The following is a 22,417-nucleotide window of genomic DNA, read 5'->3' as shown; positions in this document are numbered from 1 at the left end:
AACACTGCGTGAACCCTCGGCCCGGGGCGGCGTCCGGGCCGCCGAGGCGGTCAACCGGGCGGTGACGTCGTCCTATGATCGGCTCGTGACTCCTGCCCTGGCCGCCCTGCTCGGCGTCGTGGTCGGGGCCCTGTTCGCCGTGGTCGCCACCTACGTGCTGATGCGGGTGCGCCTGGCCGCGCCGCCGCCCGACCCCACCCCCGAACGGCAGCGCGTGATGGACGCGCTGCGCGCCGGGGCGGTCCTCGTGGGGGACCAGGACGAGATCCTCGCGTGCAACTCCTTCGCCACCGACGTCGGGCTGGTGCGGGCGGATCGGGTCGCGATCCCCGCCCTGCTCGACCTGGTCCGCGAGGTGCGCCGCACCGGCGAGACCGCGACGGTGAACCTCGACCAGACGCGCTCGGGTCGCGCCGGCCAGCGGCTGGCCGTCCGGGTCGTGAAGCTGGACGACGGCGTCGTGCTCGTGATCGCCGACGACCGCGCCGCGGCGCTGCGGGTCGAGGCGTCGGCGCGGGACTTCATGGCGAACGCCACCCACGAACTGAAGACGCCGGTCGGGGCCATCACGCTCCTGGCGGAGGCGACCGAGCAGGCCGCCGACGACCCCGACGCGGTCGAGCGCTTCGCGGGGAAGATCCAGCGCGAGGCCGCCCGCCTCACCCAGCTCGTCACCCAGATCGTCCAGCTGTCCCGGGTGCAGGGGACGCAACTGGCCACGGTGGGGGTCGTCGACGTCGACGACGTGGTGACCACCGCGATCGAGCGCAGCGGCCACCTGGCCGAGCAGCGGCACGTCAGCCTGACGGTGAGCGGCGCGAAGGGGCTGCTGATCCGCGGCAGCCGCGACCAGCTCGTCACCGCCCTGCTGAACCTGCTGCACAACGCCATCCACTACTCCGACGACAGGGCCCGCGTCGTCGTCACGACGCGCCTGGTGCCCGGCCCCGACGGGGACCGCGTCACGATCGCGGTCTCGGACAACGGCATCGGGATCAGCGAGGAGGACCAGCTGCGGATCTTCGAGCGCTTCTACCGCGTCGACTTCGCGCGCAGCCGGCAGACGGGCGGGACCGGACTGGGCCTGTCCATCGTCAGCGAGATCGTGGAGGCGCACGGCGGGACCATCTCGCTGTGGAGCCGCGTCGGCAGCGGGTCGACGTTCACCATGGAACTGCCCGCAGCCCCGGACCTGGAGGAGGACGAGGACGCATGAGCGTGGTCTTGATCGTGGAGGACGAGGAGAGCTACCGCGACGCGCTGGGCTTCATGCTCGAGCGTGAGGGGTTCGAGGTCCTGCTGGCCGCCGACGGCGCCGAGGGGCTGGCGCAGTTCGAGCGGCACGGTGCCGACATCGTCCTGCTCGACCTGATGATGCCCGGGCTGTCCGGCACCGAGGTGTGCCGCCGCCTGCGGCAGCGCAGCACCGTCCCCATCATCATGGTCACCGCGCGGGACGCCGAGATCGACAAGGTGGTCGGCCTGGAGCTGGGCGCCGACGACTACGTCACCAAGCCCTTCAGCCACCGCGAGCTGATCGCCCGCGTCCGGGCGGTGCTGCGGCGCGGCCAGGACGTCGAGCTGCTCCCCGACGTGATCGAGGCGGGCGGCGTCCGGATGGACGTGGAGCGCCACGAGGTGTGGGTCGGCGGCGAGAGCGTCCGGCTCGCGTTGAAGGAGTTCGAGCTGCTGGAGATGCTGCTGCGCAACGCCGGCCGGGTCATGACCCGCGGCCAGCTCATCGACCGGATCTGGGGCGCGGACTATGTCGGCGACACCAAGACGCTGGACGTCCACGTCAAGCGGCTGCGCGGCAAGATCGAGGCCGACCCCGCCCACCCGCGTCTGCTGCTCACGGTGCGGGGCCTGGGCTACAAGTTCGAGGGCTGACCCCGAGACGGCGACGGCCCCTCGCGCGGTGGCGGGAGGGGCCGTCCGTCGTCGGGCCGAGGAACGGTCAGGGGGTCCTCGTCGGCGTCGGCGTCGGCGTCGCGCCCGGGGCCGGGGACACCGTGGCCGCCGGCGGGGTCGCGGTCGCCGCGGGCGCGGGGGAGACCGTGGCGTAGACGGGGTCCTCCGGGCTGAGCACCGGCGTCTGGATCGTCTCGTGCGCCCCCGAGGCGAACTCCAGGGTGATCGCCGCCAGGAGACCCGGCTGCAGGTCGGAGCTCGACACCTGCAGCGTGGCCGCCGGCTCGGTGAGGACCGCGAGGCTGTTGGCCGACAGCGCCACGGGCGTGCCGGTCACGACGAGCGAGGAGCCCGCGTTGCCGTCGAGCAGGATCGGGTGGCCCGAGACCTTCACGAGGGTGTCGTTGGCGGAGCTGACCAGCGAGGCGGACAGGTAGCCCTTGCCCTGTTCGTCGCTGACGACGACGAGGTTGCGCACCTTGACGGTGCCCACCTGGGCGTTGACGCCCTCCGCGGGGGTGTAGGGCTGCAGCGTCTGGGCGCCGAACCCGCAGCCGGACAGCAGCAGGGCCGAGCCGACCGCCGCGACGAGGAGGCGTGCGCCCCGGCGGCGAGGGGTGCTGGATTGCATGGCAGAGGCCTCCTGGTCTGGTCGCACCGAATTCTCCGCCTCACCATAACGAAACGCGCGCGCCCAGCGGTAGCGGAGTCCATCCCTGACGGCGGTTCGTGACCTCAGTGCAACCCCTCGGCCGGGGCCGCCCGTCCCGGTGGCGCCCGGACGGCATTGGGACACGCCGCGGAAGCCTTTGGTCCGGTCTGACTACGGTCGTAGGGTGGGAAAGGCTCCTAGGATCGCGGCTCACCCTGCCCACACCACATTCGGAAAGCGTTGTCAAGACCCCCAACCCGACTCTGGCTACAGGTTTCGGATCCTGAACGTGTGTACGACCGTGGTATGATGATCGGAGGGAAGGGGTCAACACTATGACTTTTACAGTCGGAGAAACGGTCGTCTACCCCAATCACGGGACGGCCGTCATCGAAGACATCGAAACCCGCACGATCAAGGGTGAAGAGCGTCTCTATCTCGTGCTGAGGATCGTCGGCCAGAACGATCTGGTGGTTCGTGTACCAGCCTGCAACCTGGATCTCGTCGGGGTCCGCGACGTCGTCGATGCGGACGGCCTGGAGAAGGTGTTCTCCGTGCTGCGTGCGCCGCACACCGAGGAGCCGACCAACTGGTCGCGTCGCTACAAGGCGAACCTGGAGAAGCTGCACTCGGGCAACGTCATGAAGGTGGCCGAGGTCGTCCGCGACCTGTGGCGCCGGGAGCGCGAGCGTGGCCTGTCGGCCGGCGAGAAGCGGATGCTGGCCAAGGCGCGCCAGATCCTCGTCTCGGAACTCGCGCTGGCGGAGAAGGTCGAGGAGGACCGCGCGGAGGTCATGCTCGACGAGGTGCTCGCGTCCTGATGCGATGAGTGCACCCTCCACGCCCGAGCCGGTCGTCGCCATCGTGGTGGCGGCCGGTTCCGGTTCCCGGCTCGGCGCCTCCGTGCCCAAGGCGCTCGTCGAGGTCGGCGGCGTCCCGCTGCTGCTCCGCTCGCTCGCCCGCCTGGCGGCCGGGGGTGCCCAGCACGCGGTCGTGGTCGTTCCGCCCGACGCGGCGGACGCCTTCGCCGCCGTCCTCGAGCGGGCGCCCCTGCCCGTCACCACCGTCGCGGGCGGCGCCGAACGCCAGGACTCGGTCGCGGCCGGCCTGGCGGCCCTGCAGCAGATGCTGGGTGAGCAGGAGGTCGTGGTGCTGATCCACGACGCGGCGCGCGCGTTCGTGCCCGCCGAGGTCGTCGCCCGGGTCGCGGACGCCGTCCGCGCGGGGGCCGACGCCGTCATCCCGACCGTCCCGGTCACCGACAGCGTCCGCGAGGTCGACGACGACGACGGCTCCCACGTCATCGACCGCGCCCGGCTGCGGAGCGTCCAGACGCCGCAGGGCTTCCTCCGCTCGGTCATCGAGGCGGCCCACGCGGAACTGGCCGAGACCGGCACGCCGGTCACCGACGACGCCGCCGCCGCGGAGTACCTGGGGCACACCATCACCCTCGTCGAGGGCGACCGGCGCGCCTTCAAGGTGACCGAACCGCTGGATCTGGTGCTGGCCGAGGCGCTGGCGTCCGAGGAGGGCTGATGCGCGTCGGCATCGGCACGGACGTCCACGCGCTCACCGCCGGCGTCCCGATGCACTGCGCCGGCCTGGCGTTCCCCGACGAGCCCGCCGGCCTGGCGGGGCACTCCGACGGTGACGTCGCCGCCCACGCCGCCTGCGACGCGCTGCTGTCCGCCGCGGGCCTGGGCGATCTGGGCAGCAACTACGGCACGAGCGACCCGGCGTGGGCCGGGGCGTCCGGCGCCGCCTTCCTGCGCGAGACCGCCCGCCGCGTCGCCGACGCCGGTTACGAGATCGGGAACGTGGCCATCCAGGTGATCGGCAACCGGCCGCGGCTCGCCGCGCGCCGGGCCGAGGCGGAGGCCGTCCTGAGCGAGGCGGTCGGAGCGCCGGTGTCCGTCGCCGCCACGACGACCGACGGCCTGGGGCTCACCGGCCGTGGCGAGGGCGTCGCGGCGATCGCGACCGCGCTGCTGCTGCCCCGCGCCTGAGCGCGCACGGCCCGCAGGTCAGCGGACCTGGTCGGCCGGCGCCACGAACGAGTTGCAGGTCTGCAGCTGGGCGCTGCCCAGACCGCGGTTGAACCAGTCCTGACGCGCCTTGCCCGTGCCGTGCCCGCCGACGTAGTCCTTCTTGCCGGTCAGGACGTCGTCGCCCATGTTGTACATCAGCTGGCCCAGGCTCTGCAGGTCGGCGTCGCTGAGCTGTTGGCTGTGCGCGACCGACTGCACGTACTCGCCGGCAAAGCAGTCCGCCTGCACCTCGGTGCGGCGCGAGAGCTGCTGCTTGGTGGCGTTGCTGGAGGCGTCCTGCTCGAGGTACTTCTCCGAGATCAGGATGGCGGTGCGCGCCTGGATGGCGTGCCCGAACTCGTGCGCCAGGACGACCTCGGCGCCGTAGTTGGCCGACGACACCGACGGCGGGAACGCCTCGAAAAGGTCGTTGGCGTAGTAGATCCGCTGGTCGCCGGCGCAGTAGGCGGCGTTCAGGTCGTCGAAGTCGCCGCAGGCCGTCTTGATGGGCCGGGTGTAGACGTAGACCTGCGGGCGGGGCAGCGTGAAGCCGGCGTCCTCGACCGGGTTGACCCACACCGTCATGAGGCAGCCCATCAGCTCGTTGAAGTGGGCTTCCTTGGCGTTGGCCGACATCTGCTGCACCGGGGTGGTGTTCCGCATCTGGCAGTTGGTGGGCACGGGCACCGTCTGCTCGTAGAGGGGGTTGTCCTGGGTGAGCTTCTTGGCGGCGTCGAGGTTCCGGGGCCCGGGCACGGCGGGCGGATTCTTGTCGACGGCGGGCGGGACGTAGCCCTCGTTCTGGTACCCGACGCTCGGGTCGGACGGGTTCGTCGGAGGCGTGGAACCGGAGCCGCCGAGCCCGTCGAGGAAGCCGCGCAGCACGTTGAGGGCGATGAGCAGGCCGATCACGACCAGCACGACCCGGATGAGGGTGCCGAGCCCGCTGCGCTTGCGCGGCGGCTGGGGCGCCGGCCAGGGCGCGCCGGGCTGCGGCTGCTGCGGGTAGCCGGGGAAGGGCTGCTGCGGGTACTGCCGCTGCTGGTAGCCGGCCGGGGGCCCGTAGGCGTCCGGCCGCCACCCCGAACTGCCGCCCTGCCACGGGGCGGGGCCGCGCGACCAGGTTCCGCCGGGCTGGGGTGGAGGCGGGGTTCCCCACTGCTGCTGACTCACGCTGCCACCCTAGCGGTGCGTGCGATAGGTTCTCATCGTGGTAACCGCGAAACCCCGCCTGGTCCGCTGCTGGCTGCTCCTGCTGGCCACGGCCGCGCTGCTGCTCGTGCCGACGGCCACCCCCGCCCACGCCGCCGACTCCGTGACCAGCTACGTCGCGGAGGCGAACGTCGCGCAGGACGGCGCGCTGCGGGTCAGGGCCACCATCACCCCGGACGCCGCAGGCGGCGACCTGGTGCAGCGGTTCGCGACCACCCTGGAGACGACGGGCAACCGCTCGTTCGAGTTCCGGATCAGCGACGTCAAGGCGACCCGCGGCGGCGCGGACGCCGGCGCGACGGTCCGCCACGACGCCGGCTACGACATCGTCACCGTGCCCCTGACCAGCGCCGATCCCGTCGTGCTGGAGTACACGGTGGTCGGGGCGGCGCTGGACTCCGACGCCGGCACCACGGTCGTGTGGCGGCTGCTGCAGGGCCTCAACATGCCCGTCCAGACGTTCGACGCCACCGTGCACGCGCCCGTCCCGTTCACCATGATCGACTGCGAGGCCGGCCCGCCCGCCGCTCCCGGCGCCTGCGGCTGGTACCAGGGCGGCACGCACGACGTGCCCGACCCGACCTTCCACGACGGCCCCCGCGGCGCCGGCGAGGTCGTCCAGGTGACGCTGCGGTTCGCGCCCGGCTCGGTCACCCCCAACCAGATCCTCACCCACCACTGGACGCTGGACCGGGCGTTCTCGCTCGACCCGCTGCCGCTCGGCCTCGCCGCGCTGGTTGCGCTCGCCGGCCTCGGCGGCCTGTACCTCCTGTCGCACCGGCTGCGGCGCGAGCCCTCGCCCGACATCACCCCGACCCTGGTGGGGACGTTCCGCCCCGTCGGCCCCGGGCACAGCGAGTTCGAGATCAGCGATGGCATCCGTCCCGGCCAGGTCGGCACCCTGATGGACGGCCGCGCCGACCCCGTCGACGTCACCGCCACCCTGGTCGACCTCGCCGTGCACGGTTCGTTCCTGATCCGCGAGCTGCCGCGGGGCCGCTTCGAGCAGGGCGACTGGGAGTTCGTGACCCGGGACGCGGCCGACCGGGAGCTGCGGCCCTACGAGAAGACCCTCGTGGAGGCGCTGGCGCCCGTCGACGGCGTGCCCGCCCGGGTCTCGCAGCTCGCCGCCCGCGTCGCCGACGTCCTGCCCACGCTGCAGGGGCAGCTCTACGACGACGTCGTCGAGCGCGGCTGGTACGGCCGCCGGCCCGACGCGCACCAGGCCAGCACGGCCACCAACGCCTGGATCGGGCTCGGCGTCGCGGCCGTCATCGCCGCCCTGCTGATCGCCCTCACCCCGTTCGGCCTGCTCGGGCTGGTGCTGGTCGCCCTGGCGGCCGGATTCGGGTGGGTGCTGCAGGACGCCCCGGCGCGCACGCAGGACGGCACGAAGGTCATGGAGGGCCTCGACATCCTGCGCGGGCAACTGCTGACCCAGCCCACCGACGAGATGCCGGCCGACAAGGCCGAGCTGGAGCTGTCGGAGGTGCTGCCGTACGCCATCGTGCTGGGCGGGCTCGGCCGCTGGCTGGACGGGCTGGCCGCCACCGACACCGACCCGGACCCCGACGAGACCGACCTGTTCTGGTACCACGGCCCCGAGGGCTGGCAGCTCTCCGACCTGCCGGAGTCCCTGCGCCACTTCATCACCACCGTCGAGGGCCGCCTGCTGGAGCGCTGAGCCCCGACGCCGAACGGCCCCGACCCTCGCGAGAGGATCGGGGCCGTTCGCCGTGCCGGGGGCTCAGAGCTCCAGGCCGGGGTACAGCGGGTTGGCGGCCAGCATCTCGGCGGCCGCGGCCTTCGTGCGGTCGGCGACGCCGTCGGCCAGCGTGTACTTGGCCTTGCCCGGCTTGCCGGTGGACGCCGTGACGGGCTCGGTGTTCGCCAGGACGTCGGCGATCAGGCCGGCGACGCGGTCGAACTCGTCGGCGCCGAAGCCGCGCGAGGTGAGCGCCGGCGTCCCGATGCGGATGCCGGAGGTGTACCAGGCGCCGTTGGGGTCGCGCGGGATCGAGTTGCGGTTGGTCACCACGCCGGCGTCCAGCAGCGCCGACTCGGCCTGCCGGCCGGTGAGGCCGAACGAGGTGGTCACGTCGAGCAGGACGAGGTGGTTGTCCGTGCCGCCGGTGACCAGGGTCACGCCGCGCTTGGCCAGGCCCTCGGCGAGGGTCTGGGCGTTGTCGGCGACGGCCCGGGCGTAGGTCTGGAAGTCGTCGGTGCGGGCTTCGGCGAACGCGACGGCCTTGGCGGCCATGACGTGGCTCAGCGGGCCGCCCAGCACCATGGGGCAGCCCTTGTCGATGAACTCGGCGTACTCGGGCGTCGAGAGCAGGAAGCCGCCGCGGGGACCGCGCAGGCTCTTGTGGGTGGTCGAGGCGACGACGTCGGCGTAGCCGACCGGGTTCTCCTCGCCGGTGAACACCTTGCCGGCGACCAGGCCCGCGAAGTGCGCCATGTCGACGAACAGGGTCGCGCCGACCTCGTCGGCGATCTCGCGCATCTTCGCGAAGTTCACGCGGCGCGGGTAGGCCGAGTAGCCGGCCACGAGGATCAGCGGCTTGAACTCCCGGGCGGCCTCGCGGAGGGCGTCATAGTCGATCAGGCCGGTCTCGGGGTCGGTGCCGTAGGCCCGCTGCTCGAACATCTTGCCGGAGATGTTGTGGCGGAAGCCGTGGGTGAGGTGCCCGCCGGCGTCCAGGCTCATGCCCATGACGCGCTGGGCGTTGAACTCGTGGCGCAGCTCCTCCCAGTCGGCCTCGGACAGCTCGTTGACGTTCTTGGCGCCCAGGCGGGCCAGCGTGGGGGACTCGACGCGCTTGTTGAGGATCGCCCAGTAGGCGACGAGGTTCGCGTCGATGCCCGAGTGCGGCTGCACGTAGGCGTACTGGGCGCCGAACAGCTCGCGGGCGTGCTCGGCGGCCACCGCCTCCACGGTGTCGACGTTCTGGCAGCCCGCGTAGAAGCGGTGGCCGATGGTGCCCTCGGCGTACTTGTCCGACAGCCAGTTGCCCATGGTGAGCAGCGTGGCCAGCGAGGCGTAGTTCTCGGAGGCGATGAGCTTGAGGGAGTTGCGCTGATCGTCGAGCTCGGAGCGGATGGCGTCGCTGATGCGCGGCTCCACGCTGCTGATGATCGACAGGGCTTGGCTGTAGGCGCTGGACGCGGTGGCGGCGTGGTCGGACACGAACATCTCCTGTGGAAGGTCGACGGTGGCGCCAATCTACCAACGCGGCGGCGCGGGGGCCTCCATCCGACCCCCGATGGACGCCGCGGGCGGCCGGTGTCGTCCCCCGGGGTGACTGTGGGCACTGATCCGTCGCGGGGGACGCCGCCGTCCCGGCCGGTGGCTAGGTTGGAGGCGTCCGACCGCACGAGAGGCCGAGAGTTGACCGACACCCCGAACGACCGCCCCGACCCCCACGTCACCGGATCCGGCGCGGACGCGCCCGGCACGCCGGCGCAGCAGCCGGGCCCGGCAGGGCCGCCGCCCCACCAGGGCCCGGGAGGGCCGCCGCCCCAGGGCCCCGGAGGACCGCAGCAGGGCCCGGGTTGGCCGCCCCAGCAGGGGCCCGCAGGGCGGCCCGCACCCGTGAACCAGCCGTGGCCGGCCAGTGCGCCCGGGCCTCGGCCCATGCCCCAGGCGCCCCTGGCACCGCCCCCCGGACCCGCTGGACCGCCTCCCCGCGCGCTGCGGCCCGAGACGCCGTTCCGGCGGGGATTCGGGCTCGGCGCGGGCGCCGGGCTGGGCGCGGGGCTCGCGCTGATCGCCGGCTCGCTGGTCGCGTCGATCCTGGGCGGCATCGCCCTCATGGGGCTCGGCGCCGCCGCGTCGTCGGTGACGGGGGCGAACCAGACCGGGGTGGAGCCCCTGGCGACCGTCTGGGGCCCGAGCACGGCGCGCGACACCCTGCGGTCCATCCCCATCCGCGGCGCCATGATGACCAGCGGCGCCGACGGGCTCGGGCTGACCGCCGGCACCTACGGCTACGAGGTCGCCGACGTCCTGGACGGGATGACCGCCGAGTCGGCGGGCGGCGTCGTCCTGACGATGAACACCCCGGGCGGCTCGATCGCGGGGGCGCGAGCGATCGCCGACGCGGTCGACCGCTACCGCGAGCGCACCGGCAAGAAGGTGTACGCCTACGTCGAGGACATGTCGGCCTCGGCGGGCATGTACGCGATGGCGGGCGCCGACGAGATCGTCGTCGAGCACGGCTCGGTCGTGGGCAGCATCGGCGTGATCATGGGCCCGCTGGAGCGGTACCGCAACGTGACCGCCACCGGCAGCATCCTCGGCGCGGTGCAGGCCGAGCGGATCGAGAGCGAGTACATCACCGCGGGCACGGGCAAGGACTCGGGCAACCCGTTCCGCGACATGACCCCGGCCGAGCGCGCGGAGCTGCAGGCGATCGTGGACGAGTTCTACGGCGACTTCGTCGACCATGTCGCGGCGAAGCGCAGCATCGACCGCGCGGTGATCGTGGATCAGCTCGGCGCCGCGATCTTCGCGCCCCGCAAGGCCAAGGAGGTCGGCCTGATCGACGCGGAGCTGGGTCGGGACGAGGCGATGCGGCGGTTCGCGTCCGACGCGGGGCTCGACCCGGCCAACACCCGCGTGGTGGAGGCGGCCGCGCCGACGATGTGGGCGCAGCTGCTGGGTGCCGCCGACCGGCCGTGGGGCGTCGCGCCGGCGGCGCTGCCGATCGACGGCCAGCCGGCCCGCGCCACGAGCACGCTGTGCACCCAGGCACGGACGCCGCTGGCCTACCACGGCAGCATCGAGGCCGTCTGCGGCTGACGGCGCTCCCGGGCTCCGGCTAGAGGACGACCGCGAAGCCCAGCGCGGCGGAGGCCAGCGAGGCCAGCCCCAGGACGAGCCCGGGCGCCACGGGCTCCTTGCGGCGCACGTGGGTCGCGACGGCGCCGGCCATCGTGAGGGCGAGGCACAGGGCCGCGATGGGCGCGAGGATCGGCGCGATCCCGGTGGCCAGGGGCAGGATCAGGCCGAGCGCGCCGAGCGCCTCCGCGCCCCCGATCACCTTGACCATCGTGGCGGAGTACTCGTCGGTCCAGGCCATGCCCTTCTCCCGCAGCGTCGCCTTGGGCGTGGCCAGCTTCATGAGGCCCGCGCCGAGGAAGGCGAGGGCGAGCAGGGCGTTGAGGATCCAGAGGGCGACGATCATGGGGGACTCCTGGTTATTTGCTGCGGAAACTAAACCCAGTATCGGGTGCGGTTTGTTTCCGCGTCAAATAAGCTGCCGTCATGGATGAGACGCGCTGGCTGAGCGAGGAGGAGCGGCAGGCCTGGATCGGTCTGTCGATGGTGGTGACGTGGCTGCCCCAGGCGCTGGACGCCCAGCTCGTGCGCGACAGCGATCTGCGTCACGCGGAATACCAGGTGCTCTCGTGGCTCTCGATGGCACCGGGGCGCAGCGCCCGGATGGGGGCGATCGCCGAGTTGTCGCACCTCAACGCGTCCCACCTGTCGCGGGTCGCCGCGCGCCTCGAGGGCCGCGGGCTGCTGCGCCGCGAGCCCGACCCCGAGGACGGGCGGGCGACGCTGGCCGCGCTCACCCCGACGGGCTGGGACGCCGTCGTCGCGGCCGCGCCCGGGCACGTCGAGAACGTGCGGCGGCTGGTGTTCGACGCCCTCGACGCCGAGCAGGTGGCGCGGCTGAACGAGATCAGCCGCGCGATCGCGTCCGCGCTGCGCCCCGGCGTCGCGCGGGGCTGCCAGGGCGGCGAGGCTCAGGCCTGAGCGCGCGCCTGCTCGATGGCGTAGAGCGCGATCGAGGCCGCCACCGAGGCGTTGAGGCTCTCCACGGACGAGCTGATCGGGATCGACGCCAGCACGTCGCAGTTCTCCCGGACCAGCCGGGACAGGCCGTCGCCCTCGGAGCCGATCACCAGCAGCACCGGGCCCTCGACGCCGGGGATCTCGTCGACGGGGGTGTCGCCCTCGCCGGCCAGGCCGACCACCACGAAGCCCGCGTCGGCGTACTCCTTGATGACGCGGTTGAGGTTGGTCGCCAGCGCGATCGGGACGCGCGCCGCCGCGCCCGCCGACGTCTTCCACGACGCGGCGGTCATGTGCGCGGAGCGGCGCTCGGGCAGCACGATGCCGACGGCGCCGAACGCGGCCGCCGAGCGGATGATCGCGCCCAGGTTCCGGGGATCGGTGATGGAGTCACAGGCCACCACGAGCGGCGCGTGGCTGTCGAGCGCGTCGGCCAGCACGTCGGAGGGGTGCGCGTACTCGAACTCGGGAAGCTGCACCGCCACGCCCTGGTGCACCGCGCCGGAGGTCATCCGGTCCAGCTCGGTGCGGGACGCCTGCAGCAGCGTGATGCTCTTCTCGGCGGCGATCCGCAGGATGTCGCCGATCCGGGAGTCCCGCTCCGCACCCTCCATCAGGTAGGCGCGCCGCACCGGCAGGTCGGCCTGCAGGGCCTCCAGCACCGCGTTGCGGCCGATGACCCACTCCGCGCCGGGCGCCTTGCGGTCGGCGGTGCGGACCCGCTGCTCGCCCGGCGGGGTGCGGCGGCCGCGGGGCCGCTCGGCCGAGATCGGCGACTCCTCGGGCCGGCGCTTGCGATACGCCTTGTGGTACGGGCGGTCCTCCGCCTTGGGCGTGGGACCCCGCCCCTCGAGGCCGCGCTTGACGCGTCCGCCCGAGCCGGCGGTGTTCCCGGCGTTGCCCAGGCCCTTGCCGCGCTTGCGGACGGCCCCCTTGCGCTGACTGTTCCCGGCCATCTCAGCCCCTCTCGAGGCTCCAGCGAGCCCCGTCCTTGGTGTCTTCGACCTTGAGCCCGGCCGCGGCCAGCGCGTCGCGGATCGCATCCGCGCGCGCCCAGTCCTTCTCGGCGCGGGCCTGGGCCCGCTGCGCGAGCATCTCCTGCACGAGGGCGTCCACGACCGGTTCCAGGTCGTCGGCGCCGCCCGCGTCGCTCCACTCCGGGGCGTCCGGATCCAGGCCGAGCACGCCCAGCATCGCCACGACGGCGGCCAGGGCCGAGCCCACGGCGTCGCCGTCGCCGCGGTCGAGGGCCTGGTTGCCCTCGCGCACGGTGTTGAACAGGACCGCCAGCGCCTGCGGCGTCCCGAGGTCGTCGTCCATGGCGGCCGCGAAGTCGCCCGGCACCTCGCCGGCGGCGCCGCCCGCGCCGGCGGCCTTGCGCGCCCGCTCCAGGAAGGTGTCGATGCGCTGCAGCTGGGTGGCGGCCTCGTCCAGCGACTCGTCCGAGAGCTCGATCGCGGAGCGGTAGTGCGGGCCGGCGAGGTAGAGCCGGACGGCCCGGCCGCCGTGGCGGGCCACGGCCTCCAGCACGTCGGCGGTGTTGCCCAGCGACTTGCTCATCTTCTCGCCGGCCTGGGTCACCCACGCGTTGTGCATCCAGACGTTGGCGAATGGCCGCCCGGCGGCGCGCGACTGCGCGAGCTCGTTCTCGTGGTGTGGGAAGCGCAGGTCCAGGCCGCCCCGTGGATGTCGAAGGCGGGGCCGAGGTACTTGCCGGCCATCGCCGAGCACTCGATGTGCCAGCCGGGGCGCCCGGGTCCCCAGGGGGAGTTCCAGGACGCCGTGGCGGGCTCGCCCGGCTTGGTGCCCTTCCACAGGGCGAAGTCGCGGGGGTCGCGCTTGCCGCGCTCGTCGGCGTCCTCGCCCGCGACCACCTCGTCGGCCTTCTGCCCGGACAGGGCGCCGTAGGTCGGCCAGCTCGCCACGTCGAAGTAGACGTCGCCCGAGCCGTCCGGCGCGGGGTAGGCGTGGCCGGCCGCGATCAGCTCGGCGATCAGCTCGATCATCTCCGGGATGTGGCCGGTGGCGCGCGGCTCGTAGGTGGGGGGCTGGATGCCGAGCGCGCGGTAGGCGTCGTGGAAGATGCCCTCGACGCGGTACGCCAAGGCGTACCAGGGCTCGCCCGACTCGGCGGCGAGCTGGAGGATCTTGTCGTCGATGTCGGTGACGTTGGAGATCAGGGTGACGGCGTAGCCGGAGTGTTCCAGCCACCGGCGCAGGACGTCGAAGTTGACCTCCTTGCGCACGTGCCCCAGGTGGGGGGCCTTCTGGACGGTGGGGCCGCAGGAGTAGATGGAGACCTCCCCCTCGACCAGGGGGGTGAAGTCGCGCTTGGCGCGGCTCGCGGTGTCGTACAGGCGCAGGCTCACCCGCCCATCCTATCGACGTGGGGCCGCGCGCGCCGCGCCGCCCCGGGGCGTCAGGCGATGCCGAGGAACGCCCGGAAGCCCCGGGCGACCTCGGGCGGGTTCAGCCGATCGCCCCAGTCGGCGATCTCCTCGAAGTCGATCTCGGCGTCGTAGGCGTCCATCTCGATCACGGCGTTCGGCCAGCGGGCGAAGAAGCCGCGTGCGCGCAGGTCGACCAGCGCGGTGAGGATCGCGTCCCAGATGAACCGGCGCGACGCCATCACCGGCGCGCCGACGGCGGCGTCGCCCTGCAGCCGGTCGTGCACCTGGCCGAAGGCGGCCTCGAACCCGCGCAGCGGGTCGGGCTCCCGCGGCGGGGTGTCGCGCGCGGGCGTCCACCAGGCGCCCATGTCCCACACCTGGTCGGCGGCGTAGCGGGGCTTGGCCGCGACCATGGCGTCCAGGTGGGCACGGGTGTTCGCGACCGCGACGATCGAGGTGGCGTCGGCGTCGGTGAACACGCCCAGCCCCACCACCTCGGCGTCCGGGACGCCCGTCACCTGGCGCTCGAGCGCGGTGGCCAGCGCCGGGGTCAGGGCGGCGGACAGGACGCCGGGCGCGGTGGGGTCGTCGGGCAGCATGGGGTCTCCTCGGGGTGTCAGCAGGCCCAGTCGAACGTGTCGGACTCCAGATCCAGCTGCAGGCAGCCGCCGCCGAAGTTGAGCGGGCCGAACTCCTCCAGTTCCAGGAACCAGGGCGTCAGCCCGTCGGGGAGGTCCTGGGCGTGGAAGGTGGTGCCGCCCAGGTGCGAGAAGCCCCGCAGCGGTGCCGCCCAGTCCGCGGCGCCGTCGCCGAACGGCTCGGCGTAGCCGTTCGAGGGGTTCGCCCAGCGGTCCTGCGGCGCCAGGCCCGCGTTCGGGTCGTCGCGCTCGACCAGCCAGATGTCGTCGCGGCCCCACGGGGAGTCCCAGGCGCTGAGGAAGCCCTCGCCGCGACTCTCCATTTCCGTGCGGCGATCGGATGCCGCGCGGGGGTCGGCCGCGGGCGGCGTCGGGCCGGCGGCCAGTTCGGACTCGGTGAGCCACAGGAAGCCGTGCTCGCAGCCGAGTTCGTCGACCCGGCGCAACCAGCGGGGGTGCGGCTCCGCGGCCGCGAGGTCGGCGGCGAACGCCGCGCCGAGCTGGGCGGGGTAGTCGGCGCCAAGCAGGCTCTCCCGCCGGCGGAGAAGAACGCGATGCCGGGGAACTCCTCGCCGGCGCGGCGGTACTCCCGCGGCAGCCACAGGGTGAGGATGTGGCACAGCGGCAGGCCCGTGACCGGGTGCCGGGGCCAGTGCATCCAGGCGATGCCGGGCCCGTCGGTCCCGGTCCAGCCCGACGGCGGACCGTCCGGCACGGGCCGGGCGTCGCGCGGGGAGCGGTGCTGCAGCGGTGCGGTCCGGACCGGCAGCTGCGCCACGCCGTCCGGGACGCCGAACATCAGGTTCCACGCGGTCGCCATGCGCGTGCCCCTCAGCCCTTGGCGCGGCGGCGCAGGGCGTCGATGTCGAGGTGGTCGGGCAGCACCTCGGTGCCCGGCGCGAAGGCCTCCCGCTCCCACGGGTCCTCGGGGAGGTCCTGGTCGTCGACGAACCCCTGGGACGGGTCGAGCGGGTTGACCAGCTGCCGGGACTCTCCGACCGGGGCGAGCATCTCCGACGAGATCACCTCGTCGGGCAGGGCGCTCAGCACGTCGGTGATGTAGCCCAGCACGGCCTCGGTGAGCGGCACCTCGCGGCGCTCGCGCTGCGACTGGTACCAGCGGTAGTCGAGCACCTCGTGGTAGATCTGCGCGGGCTCGCGCTTGCCGGCCAGGTCCGGCGGGATGGCGGTGACGACCGGCTCGAACGCGTGCATGAGCCACTGGTGGGCCGCGACCGACTCCTCGACGTGGCTGAGGTTGTTCTTGGCGCGGTATGCGTCCAGGTCGTTCAGCAGGCGGCGCGCCTGGTTCTCCTCGGTGTCGAGCCCCGTCAGACGCAGCAGGCGGCGGCTGTGGTGGCCTGCGTCCACCACCTTGGGCTGGATCCGGATGGTCTCGCCCGTGGCGGAGGTCTGGATGTCGAGTTCGGCCACGTCGAAGCCGAGGTTGTTGAGGCGGCGGACGCGCGACTCGATGCGGGACAGCTCGCTCCCGGCGAACTCCTCCACGCCGGTGAGCTCCTGCCACAGGTCGTGGTAGCGGGTCTCGATCTGCTTGACCAGCGCCAGCGGGTCGAGCTGCTCGTCGAGCATCCGGCCCTCCTTCAGGTCGCAGAACTCGCCGAACAGGTTCACCACGGCGATCTCCAGGTCGTGCAGCCGCTGCCCGTCCGACAGGTGTTCGTGCAGTTCGCCGGTCTCGGCGTCGACGAGGTAGGCGGCGAACTCGCCCGCGTCCCGGCGGAACAGGATGTTGGACAGCGACACGTCGCCCCACAGGAAGCCCAGCAGGTGCAGCCGGGCGAGCAGGACGACCATGGCGTCGATCAGCCGCGACACCGTGTCGCGGCGCACCCCGGTGGAGAACAGCGACCGGTAGGGCAGGGAGAACTGCAGGTGCCGGGTCAGAAGGATCGAGTCCAGCGGGTTGCCCTGCAGGTCGACGCGCCCCGACACGACGCCGGACGGCTCCACGGCGGGCGCGCGGAGCCGGCTGAGGTCGGTGAGCATCCGGTACTCGTGCATCGCCGAGCCTTCCAGGAGCTCCTTGGCGGCGAAGACCTCCGAGCCGACCTGGATGAAGCGGACGACGTGCCGCGAGATGCCGCGGGGGAGGGCGACCAGGACGTCGGTGGGCCAGTCGGCGAGCGGGAGGTGCCACGGCAGGGGGATCAGGCGGGCGTCGGGCTGGGCCGCAAGGAAGCGAGGCACGGTCCCCATTCAACCACCTGGACGGCATCCGCCCGTGTCGGACGCGGTGACGGCGCCGCGGCGTCCCACCGTCCGGACGCGGAACGGCCCCGCCGCGCCGAAGCGCGGGCGGGGCCGCCGGTGACGGGTGATCAGGAGATGCGATCGCCGGTCTTGTTCGAGAACACGTGCAGGGCCTCGGTCACCGGCTGCAGGCGGACCGTCTGGTTCGCCGTCATCGGGTGACGCGACTGCAGGCGGGCCACGAGCTGCGGAGCGTTGAGCTTCTCCTCGTCCGACAGCCCGGCGCGGGTGCCGTAGAGGTAGGAGTCGGCGCCGAGTTCCTCGACGACCGCGATGTCGATCGCGATGCCGTCGTTGCCGGGGGCCGGGACGAAGTTCTCCGGGCGGATGCCGAGGGTGATCTCGTCCTCGCCGGCCGCCTTGGCCAGGATCTCGCGGGACACCGGAACGACGTAGTCGCCGATCTGGACGCCGCCGTCGACGACCTTGCCCGAGAGCAGGTTCATGGCCGGCGAGCCGATGAAGCCGGCGACGAACAGGTTGCGCGGCTTGTCGTACAGGGCCAGCGGGGAGTCGACCTGCTGCAGGACGCCGTCCTTCATGACCGCGACGCGGTCACCCATCGTCATGGCCTCGACCTGGTCGTGGGTCACGTAGACGGTGGTGACGCCGAGGCGGGTCTGCAGCGCGGCGATCTGGGTGCGGGTGGACACGCGGAGCTTGGCGTCCAGGTTCGACAGCGGCTCGTCCATGAGGAACACCTGCGGCTGACGGACGATGGCGCGGCCCATGGCGACGCGCTGGCGCTGGCCACCGGACAGGGCCTTCGGCTTGCGGGACAGGAAGTCCTCCAGGCCGAGCAGCTTGGCGGCCTCCAGGACGCGCTTCTCGCGCTCGTCCTTGGCCACGTTCTGCATCTTCAGGGCGAAGCCCATGTTGTCGGCCACGGTCATGTGGGGGTAGAGGGCGTAGTTCTGGAAGACCATCGCGATGTCGCGATCCTTCGGGGGCAGGTCCGTGACGTCGCGGTCGCCGATGTTGATCGAACCGGCGTTGACCTCTTCGAGGCCTGCGAGCATGCGCAGGGACGTCGACTTGCCACAGCCCGACGGGCCGACGAGGACCATGAATTCGCCGTCGCCGATCTCGAGGTTGAGCTTGTCGACGGCGGGGTGGTCAGACCCCGGGTAGACGCGCGTGGCGTCCTTGAAGCTGACAGCAGCCATAGCCGCACTTCCTTTCCACGGGCAGGTACGTGCCCGACGATCCGTTGTGGAACAACCGCAGCATCACGGTTATTGGTCATCTAAGCACGCCTCGAAGGGCGTGTGCGACTTGTTGCGTCCGCCGTGACCGACTCGCAATCAAACGCTTTCCCGGGGTGCCGTCGCCGCCCGGGTATCCTTCGACGGGTGACCGAACAGCCCGAGCGGGACGCCGCCCGATCCGCGAATGCGGATGACTCGCCGAGCGCTTCCTCCGCGGATGCGGAGCAGGAGTGGTGGCAGGCCGAAGGGTTGCCGTGGAAGCACAAGCCCGGGCGTGCCGACTTCGCGTGCCTCACCGCGCTGAGCGTCGCCGCGGTCTACGGGCTGGTCATGTTGCCGCTGCGTCCGATCATGCTCGGCCTCGCGCCGCACATCCTGGGCTCGCTCGGCTACCGCACCGGTCTCGTCCTGGTCGGCGCGCTCGCCGCGGTCGGGGACCAGTGGTGGCCGCTGGTGTTGCTGTTCGGCTCGCTGATGAGCATGAAGTTCGACTGGATCTACTGGTGGGCCGGGAAGCTGTGGGGGCGCTCGATCCTCGACATCTGGGTCGACGGCAAGTCGCCGCGCACCCAGCGCCGCTACGAGCGGGCCTGGAGCTGGGCGCGCCGCTACGAGACGCTGGCGATCGTCGTGACGTTCCTGCCGATCCCGATCCCCGCGGCCGTGGTCTACGCCGCCCTGGGTGCGGCCGGCACCAGCCTGCGCAAGTTCCTCACGGTCGGCTTCCTCAGCGCGCTGGGCACGAGCGCCGGCTACATGGCGCTCGGTTACTGGATCGGGGAGCCGGCGGTCGCCGCGGTCGACACCTACGGCAAGTACCTGTGGTACGTCTCCATCGCGATCATCGTCGGCATGCTGGCGGTGTACTTCTACCGCGCCCGCAAGCAGGAGGCCCCCCAGGGCTGAGGTCGTCCCTAGCATGGGGGGATGGCTCTGGAGACCGTCTTCCCGCCGTTCGGGCTGCGCATCGCGTCCGGCCCGCTGGAACTGCGCCCGCTGCGTGACGACGACCTGGACGCCTACGCGGCGCTGGTCACCGACGACCTGTTCCCGGGTGCCGAGCGGGACGCCGACCACGTGTTCGGCTGGTGGCGCGAGTCCCAGCGCGAGGGGGCGTTGCCGTCGCTGCGCTGGATCTGGCGCCAGCGTGTCGACTTCGGCCCGGACGCGTGGCGCTTCACCCTCGGCGTCTTCGAGGCCGGTCGGCTGATCGGCGTGCAGGACCTGGCGGCCGGCGACTTCGCGGTGCTGCGACTGGTCACCTCGGGCTCGTTTCTGCATCCGGACGCCCGAGGGCGCGGCCTGGGCACCCTGATGCGGCGAGCGGTGCTGACCCTGGCCTTCGACCACCTCGGCGCCGTCCGGGCCGAGTCGCGCGCCACGCTCGACAACGCGCGCTCGCGCCGCGTCTCGGCGAAGGTCGGCTACGCCGAACAGGGCACGTCGCTGCGCGCCGAGGGCGCCCGGGCGATCACCGAGGTGTGCATGGTGGTCACGCCCGACACGTTCGTGCGGGGGCCCGAGCCCGTCGCGGTCACGGGGCTGACCCCCGCGCTGCGGGCGCTGCTGGGCGCCTGATCAGGCCCGGGACAGGACGGCGACCAGGAAGGTCGCGTCCGGGCCGTACGGGCGCAGGTCCCAGGTGCTGAAGGCGTCGTCCACGGACATCCCGGACGCCGCGGCGTCGGCGAAGAAGTCGTCGAAGGCGTAGCCGCGGCCCGCGCCGAAGCCGATCACGGCGCGCCCCTGCGGGGCGAGCCAGGACGCGATCGAGACCAGCGCCGGACGGCGGGTGTCGGGGTGCAGGAAGCCCATCACGTTCCCGGCGCTGAACACCAGGTCGTACTCCTGCGGGACGTCGGGGGGCAGTGTGAAGGTCGCCAGGTCGCCGACGAGGTAGCGGGGGCCGGGGAAGTCCTCCTCGGCGGCCTCGATCAGCACCGGGTCCAGATCCACCCCGACGACGGTGTGGCCGCGTTCGTGCAGGTAGCCCGCGTGCCGGCCCGGCCCGCAGCCCGCATCGAGCACGGTCGCGCCGCGCGGGGCCATGGCGTCGATCAGGCGGGCCTCGCCGACGAGGTCCGCGCCCGACGCGGCCAGGTCGCGGAACCGCTGGACGTACCAGGCCGAGTGGTTCGGGTTGGCCTCGGTCGCGTCGGCCCACTTGCTGCGCGGGGCGCGGGCGGCGGCCGCGGCGAGACGGGCACCGATCGGCGCGATCGGGCCGAGCTTGGAAGGATCCATGAGCCTCCGACAGGATTCGAACCCGCGACCGTCCGCTTACAAGGCGGGTGCTCTACCAACTGAGCTACGGAGGCAACGCCCCTCAGGGCCGCCCCCATTGTGCCGTACCGGGCACGCGTGCGCCCCCGGCGGCGGCCCGTCGGGGCGGCTCGGGTAGCGTGGCGCGACGTGGACTGGATGATTCTGTTGGCCTCGGGGGTCCTGGAGGCGGTGTGGGCCACCGCCCTGGGCAACTCCGACGGGCTGCGCAAGCTGAAGCCGACGCTGGTGTTCGTCGTGGCGTCCATCGCGAGCCTGTACGGGCTCTCGCTCGCGATGATCACGATCCCGGTCGGGACGGCGTACGCCGTCTGGACGGCCACCGGCGCCACCCTGACCGTGGTCTGGGCGATGGTGCGCGGCACCGAGCCCGCCACCCTGAAGCGTCTGCTGTTGCTGATCGGGATCGTCACGTGCGTGGTCGGCCTGAAGGTGGTGGGCTGACATGGCGTGGATCGTCCTGGTGGTGAGCGGCCTGCTCGAGGCGGTGTGGGCGACCGCGCTGTCGCAGTCGCAGGGCTTCACCCAGCTCGTGCCGTCGGTGGTGTTCCTGATCGCGACCGTGCTGAGCGTCGTCGGCCTGGGCTGGGCCATGCGGTTCATCCCGACGGGCACCGCCTACGCGGTCTGGACCGGAATCGGCGCGGTGGTCACCGTGCTGTACGCGGCGCTGTCCGGCGCCGAGGCGCTCACGCCGCTGAAGGCGCTGTTCCTCGTGGGGATCATCGGCTGCGTCGTCGGGCTGAAGAAGACCTCCGACGGCGACGAGCCCGAACTCGCCACCGACTGACCGCCGGCGGGCAGCGAGAAAATCAAGAATCGCGCACTCGACCTCCTGGGCGCCTCGGCCGACAAGGGGGAACGCCGCCGCGCGACCCGTCGACTGCGCGATTCCCGATTTCTGGCCGCGGCACCTGGCTCGCGGCTCCTGCCCGCGAGCGGGCGACGCGACGAGGGAGTCCGAGCGGACGACCCCGGCGGGCGCGGTCAGTGAGCCGCGGCCTCCTTGCGGCGGGGGATGAGGTGCATGACCACCACGACGAGCGCGCCCACGGCCAGGCCGATGAGGAACGAGAAGAAGGTGTTCGTGAGCCACGCCAGGAAGCCCCCGAGCGGGCCCGTGGCGTGCGCGACGAGCTCCTCGAGGTGGTGGACGAACGCGTAGGGGGCGTGCCAGCCGAGGGTGTCGACCCCCACCAGCAGGATGTGGCCGCCGACCCACAGCATCGCGATCATGCCGACGTTGGACAGCACCGCGAGCACCGTCGGCATCGCCTTGACCAGGCTCTGGCCGAAGCGGGCGCGGAAGCCCTGCCCGCCCTCGGCGAGCGCGAGGCCGATGTCGTCCATCTTCACGATGAGCGCCACGACGCCGTAGACGCCGAGCGTGATGCCGATGCCGACGACGATGAGGATGATGGCGCGGGACAGCAGCGGCTCGCCGGCGACCTCGTTGAGGGCGATCACCATGATCTCGGCCGAGAGGATGAAGTCGGTGCGGATCGCGCCCGACGTCATCACCTTCTCCTGGTCCGCCCCCTGGGTCGTGACCGGCTGGGCGGCGGCGTGCTTGTCGTGGCCCGACACCTTCTCCCACAGCTTCTCCGCGCCCTCGTAGCTGAGGTAGAGCCCGCCGACCATCAGCAGCGGCGTGAGCAGCCACGGCAGGAACTGGCTGAGCAGCAGGATCGCCGGGAGGATGATGATGAGCTTGTTGCGCAGCGAGCCGACGGCGATGTTCTTGATCATCGGCAGTTCGCGGGTCGGGCTGAACCCGGTCACGTAGCGCGGGGTGACGGCGGTGTCGTCGATCACGACGCCGGCCGCCTTCGCGGACGCGCGTCCGGCCGCGGCCGCGACGTCGTCCACGGACGCGGCGGCCAGTTTCGCCATGGCGGCGATGTCATCCAGCAATGCGGCGAGGCCACCACTCATCGGTTGTCGACCCTTCGGTAGGCGCGGAACGAGGAGAGCTTACAAAACCGGCGTGCCCGGCTCCGGGCCCCGCGCCCGTGGGCG

General features: G+C 72.5%; 23 protein-coding genes, 1 tRNA gene and 1 pseudogene. 12 read left to right on the top strand and 13 right to left on the bottom strand.

Annotated features, from left to right (window positions below; translation table 11 throughout):
• The first annotated feature begins 85 nt into the window (after positions 1 to 85).
• On the top strand, positions 86 to 1,216 hold the full coding sequence (locus G7070_RS04765) for a sensor histidine kinase (protein ID WP_166232381.1): 1,131 nt from the start codon (positions 86 to 88) through the stop codon (positions 1,214 to 1,216).
• Positions 1,213 to 1,890 carry a response regulator transcription factor gene (locus tag G7070_RS04760; protein WP_166232379.1) on the top strand — a complete coding sequence of 226 codons (678 nt, stop codon included), beginning with the start codon at positions 1,213 to 1,215 and terminating at the stop codon, positions 1,888 to 1,890. The genes G7070_RS04765 and G7070_RS04760 overlap by 4 nt, the downstream gene beginning before the upstream one ends.
• Before the next feature lie 67 nt (positions 1,891 to 1,957).
• Here the strand turns inward: G7070_RS04760 and G7070_RS04755 are convergent, their stop codons facing one another.
• On the bottom strand, positions 1,958 to 2,542 hold the full coding sequence (locus G7070_RS04755; RefSeq protein WP_166232377.1) for a hypothetical protein: 585 nt from the start codon (positions 2,540 to 2,542) through the stop codon (positions 1,958 to 1,960).
• A 356-nt stretch (positions 2,543 to 2,898) separates the two neighbouring features.
• Between G7070_RS04755 and G7070_RS04750 the strand changes: the two genes are divergently transcribed.
• Genes G7070_RS04750 through ispF form a run of 3 tightly spaced genes read left to right on the top strand, consistent with a single transcriptional unit; the run spans position 2,899 to position 4,569 of the window.
• Positions 2,899 to 3,384 (top strand): CarD family transcriptional regulator, encoded by a 486-nt coding sequence (locus G7070_RS04750; protein ID WP_166232375.1) that lies wholly within the window; start codon positions 2,899 to 2,901, stop codon positions 3,382 to 3,384.
• Positions 3,385 to 3,388: 4 nt separating this feature from the next.
• Positions 3,389 to 4,099 (top strand): 2-C-methyl-D-erythritol 4-phosphate cytidylyltransferase, encoded by a 711-nt coding sequence (gene ispD / locus G7070_RS04745; RefSeq protein ID WP_166232373.1) that lies wholly within the window; start codon positions 3,389 to 3,391, stop codon positions 4,097 to 4,099.
• The gene (ispF, locus tag G7070_RS04740) at positions 4,099 to 4,569 is read left to right on the top strand and encodes a 2-C-methyl-D-erythritol 2,4-cyclodiphosphate synthase (protein WP_166232371.1); all 471 of its coding nucleotides are present in this window, start codon (positions 4,099 to 4,101) and stop codon (positions 4,567 to 4,569) included. The genes ispD and ispF overlap by 1 nt, the downstream gene beginning before the upstream one ends.
• An 18-nt stretch (positions 4,570 to 4,587) precedes the next feature.
• Here the strand turns inward: ispF and G7070_RS04735 are convergent, their stop codons facing one another.
• A complete protein-coding gene (locus G7070_RS04735; RefSeq protein ID WP_166232369.1) occupies positions 4,588 to 5,763 on the bottom strand; it encodes a neutral zinc metallopeptidase in 1,176 nt (391 codons plus the stop codon).
• Positions 5,764 to 5,800: 37 nt separating this feature from the next.
• Between G7070_RS04735 and G7070_RS04730 the strand changes: the two genes are divergently transcribed.
• Positions 5,801 to 7,486, top strand: a complete 1,686-nt coding sequence (locus G7070_RS04730) for a DUF2207 family protein (protein WP_166232368.1) — start codon at positions 5,801 to 5,803, stop codon at positions 7,484 to 7,486.
• A 63-nt stretch (positions 7,487 to 7,549) separates the two neighbouring features.
• Here G7070_RS04730 and G7070_RS04725 read toward each other — a convergent pair whose 3' ends face one another.
• Positions 7,550 to 8,992, bottom strand: coding sequence for a glycine hydroxymethyltransferase (locus tag G7070_RS04725; RefSeq protein WP_431977920.1), 1,443 nt, complete (start codon positions 8,990 to 8,992; stop codon positions 7,550 to 7,552).
• A 447-nt stretch (positions 8,993 to 9,439) separates the two neighbouring features.
• Between G7070_RS04725 and G7070_RS04720 the strand changes: the two genes are divergently transcribed.
• A complete protein-coding gene (locus tag G7070_RS04720) occupies positions 9,440 to 10,606 on the top strand; it encodes a S49 family peptidase (RefSeq protein WP_166232365.1) in 1,167 nt (388 codons plus the stop codon).
• Between the two features lie 19 nt (positions 10,607 to 10,625).
• Here G7070_RS04720 and G7070_RS04715 read toward each other — a convergent pair whose 3' ends face one another.
• A complete protein-coding gene (locus tag G7070_RS04715) occupies positions 10,626 to 10,991 on the bottom strand; it encodes a DoxX family protein (RefSeq protein WP_166232363.1) in 366 nt (121 codons plus the stop codon).
• An 80-nt stretch (positions 10,992 to 11,071) separates the two neighbouring features.
• Between G7070_RS04715 and G7070_RS04710 the strand changes: the two genes are divergently transcribed.
• A complete protein-coding gene (locus tag G7070_RS04710; RefSeq protein ID WP_166232361.1) occupies positions 11,072 to 11,566 on the top strand; it encodes a MarR family winged helix-turn-helix transcriptional regulator in 495 nt (164 codons plus the stop codon).
• Here the strand turns inward: G7070_RS04710 and rlmB are convergent.
• The 6 genes and pseudogenes from rlmB to G7070_RS04680 form a co-directional block, all read right to left on the bottom strand.
• Positions 11,557 to 12,561: a 23S rRNA (guanosine(2251)-2'-O)-methyltransferase RlmB gene (gene rlmB, locus G7070_RS04705; protein ID WP_166232359.1), complete on the bottom strand. Its 1,005-nt coding sequence runs from the start codon at positions 12,559 to 12,561 to the stop codon at positions 11,557 to 11,559. The genes G7070_RS04710 and rlmB overlap by 10 nt on opposite strands.
• 1 nt (position 12,562) lies before the next feature.
• Positions 12,563 to 13,974 (bottom strand): annotated as a pseudogene (gene cysS, locus G7070_RS04700) (cysteine--tRNA ligase).
• 50 nt (positions 13,975 to 14,024) lie between these two features.
• A complete protein-coding gene (locus G7070_RS04695) occupies positions 14,025 to 14,594 on the bottom strand; it encodes a DUF4303 domain-containing protein (RefSeq protein WP_166232357.1) in 570 nt (189 codons plus the stop codon).
• A 17-nt stretch (positions 14,595 to 14,611) separates the two neighbouring features.
• Positions 14,612 to 15,235, bottom strand: coding sequence for a hypothetical protein (locus G7070_RS04690; protein ID WP_166232355.1), 624 nt, complete (start codon positions 15,233 to 15,235; stop codon positions 14,612 to 14,614).
• A 229-nt stretch (positions 15,236 to 15,464) separates the two neighbouring features.
• On the bottom strand, positions 15,465 to 16,853 hold the full coding sequence (locus G7070_RS04685; RefSeq protein ID WP_431977919.1) for a DUF4032 domain-containing protein: 1,389 nt from the start codon (positions 16,851 to 16,853) through the stop codon (positions 15,465 to 15,467).
• A 122-nt stretch (positions 16,854 to 16,975) separates the two neighbouring features.
• A complete protein-coding gene (locus G7070_RS04680) occupies positions 16,976 to 18,073 on the bottom strand; it encodes an ABC transporter ATP-binding protein (protein WP_166232351.1) in 1,098 nt (365 codons plus the stop codon).
• A 186-nt stretch (positions 18,074 to 18,259) separates the two neighbouring features.
• On the opposite strand from G7070_RS04680, the gene G7070_RS04675 reads away from it, so the two are divergent.
• On the top strand, positions 18,260 to 19,021 hold the full coding sequence (locus tag G7070_RS04675; RefSeq protein ID WP_166232349.1) for a DedA family protein: 762 nt from the start codon (positions 18,260 to 18,262) through the stop codon (positions 19,019 to 19,021).
• Positions 19,022 to 19,042: 21 nt separating this feature from the next.
• The gene (locus G7070_RS04670) at positions 19,043 to 19,693 is read left to right on the top strand and encodes a GNAT family N-acetyltransferase (RefSeq protein ID WP_166232347.1); all 651 of its coding nucleotides are present in this window, start codon (positions 19,043 to 19,045) and stop codon (positions 19,691 to 19,693) included.
• Here the strand turns inward: G7070_RS04670 and G7070_RS04665 are convergent, their stop codons facing one another.
• Positions 19,694 to 20,359 (bottom strand): class I SAM-dependent methyltransferase, encoded by a 666-nt coding sequence (locus G7070_RS04665; protein ID WP_166232345.1) that lies wholly within the window; start codon positions 20,357 to 20,359, stop codon positions 19,694 to 19,696.
• 1 nt (position 20,360) lies between these two features.
• Positions 20,361 to 20,433 (bottom strand) — tRNA-Thr (locus G7070_RS04660).
• A gap of 103 nt (positions 20,434 to 20,536) precedes the next feature.
• Between G7070_RS04660 and G7070_RS04655 the strand changes: the two genes are divergently transcribed.
• Both G7070_RS04655 and G7070_RS04650 read left to right on the top strand, forming a co-directional pair.
• Entirely contained in the window at positions 20,537 to 20,842 is a 306-nt protein-coding gene (locus G7070_RS04655) for a DMT family transporter (protein WP_166234976.1), read from the top strand.
• Between the two features lies 1 nt (position 20,843).
• Positions 20,844 to 21,188 carry a DMT family transporter gene (locus G7070_RS04650; protein WP_166232343.1) on the top strand — a complete coding sequence of 115 codons (345 nt, stop codon included), beginning with the start codon at positions 20,844 to 20,846 and terminating at the stop codon, positions 21,186 to 21,188.
• 197 nt (positions 21,189 to 21,385) lie between these two features.
• On the opposite strand, the gene G7070_RS04645 is transcribed toward G7070_RS04650, so the two are convergent.
• Positions 21,386 to 22,333, bottom strand: coding sequence for a DUF808 domain-containing protein (locus tag G7070_RS04645; protein WP_166232341.1), 948 nt, complete (start codon positions 22,331 to 22,333; stop codon positions 21,386 to 21,388).
• Between the last annotated feature and the right edge of the window lie 84 nt (positions 22,334 to 22,417).

The organism is Propioniciclava coleopterorum (assembly GCF_011393335.1).
In the GTDB taxonomy this organism is placed as follows: domain Bacteria; phylum Actinomycetota; class Actinomycetes; order Propionibacteriales; family Propionibacteriaceae; genus Propioniciclava; species Propioniciclava coleopterorum.
This window is presented reverse-complemented; position numbering and strand designations above follow the sequence as displayed.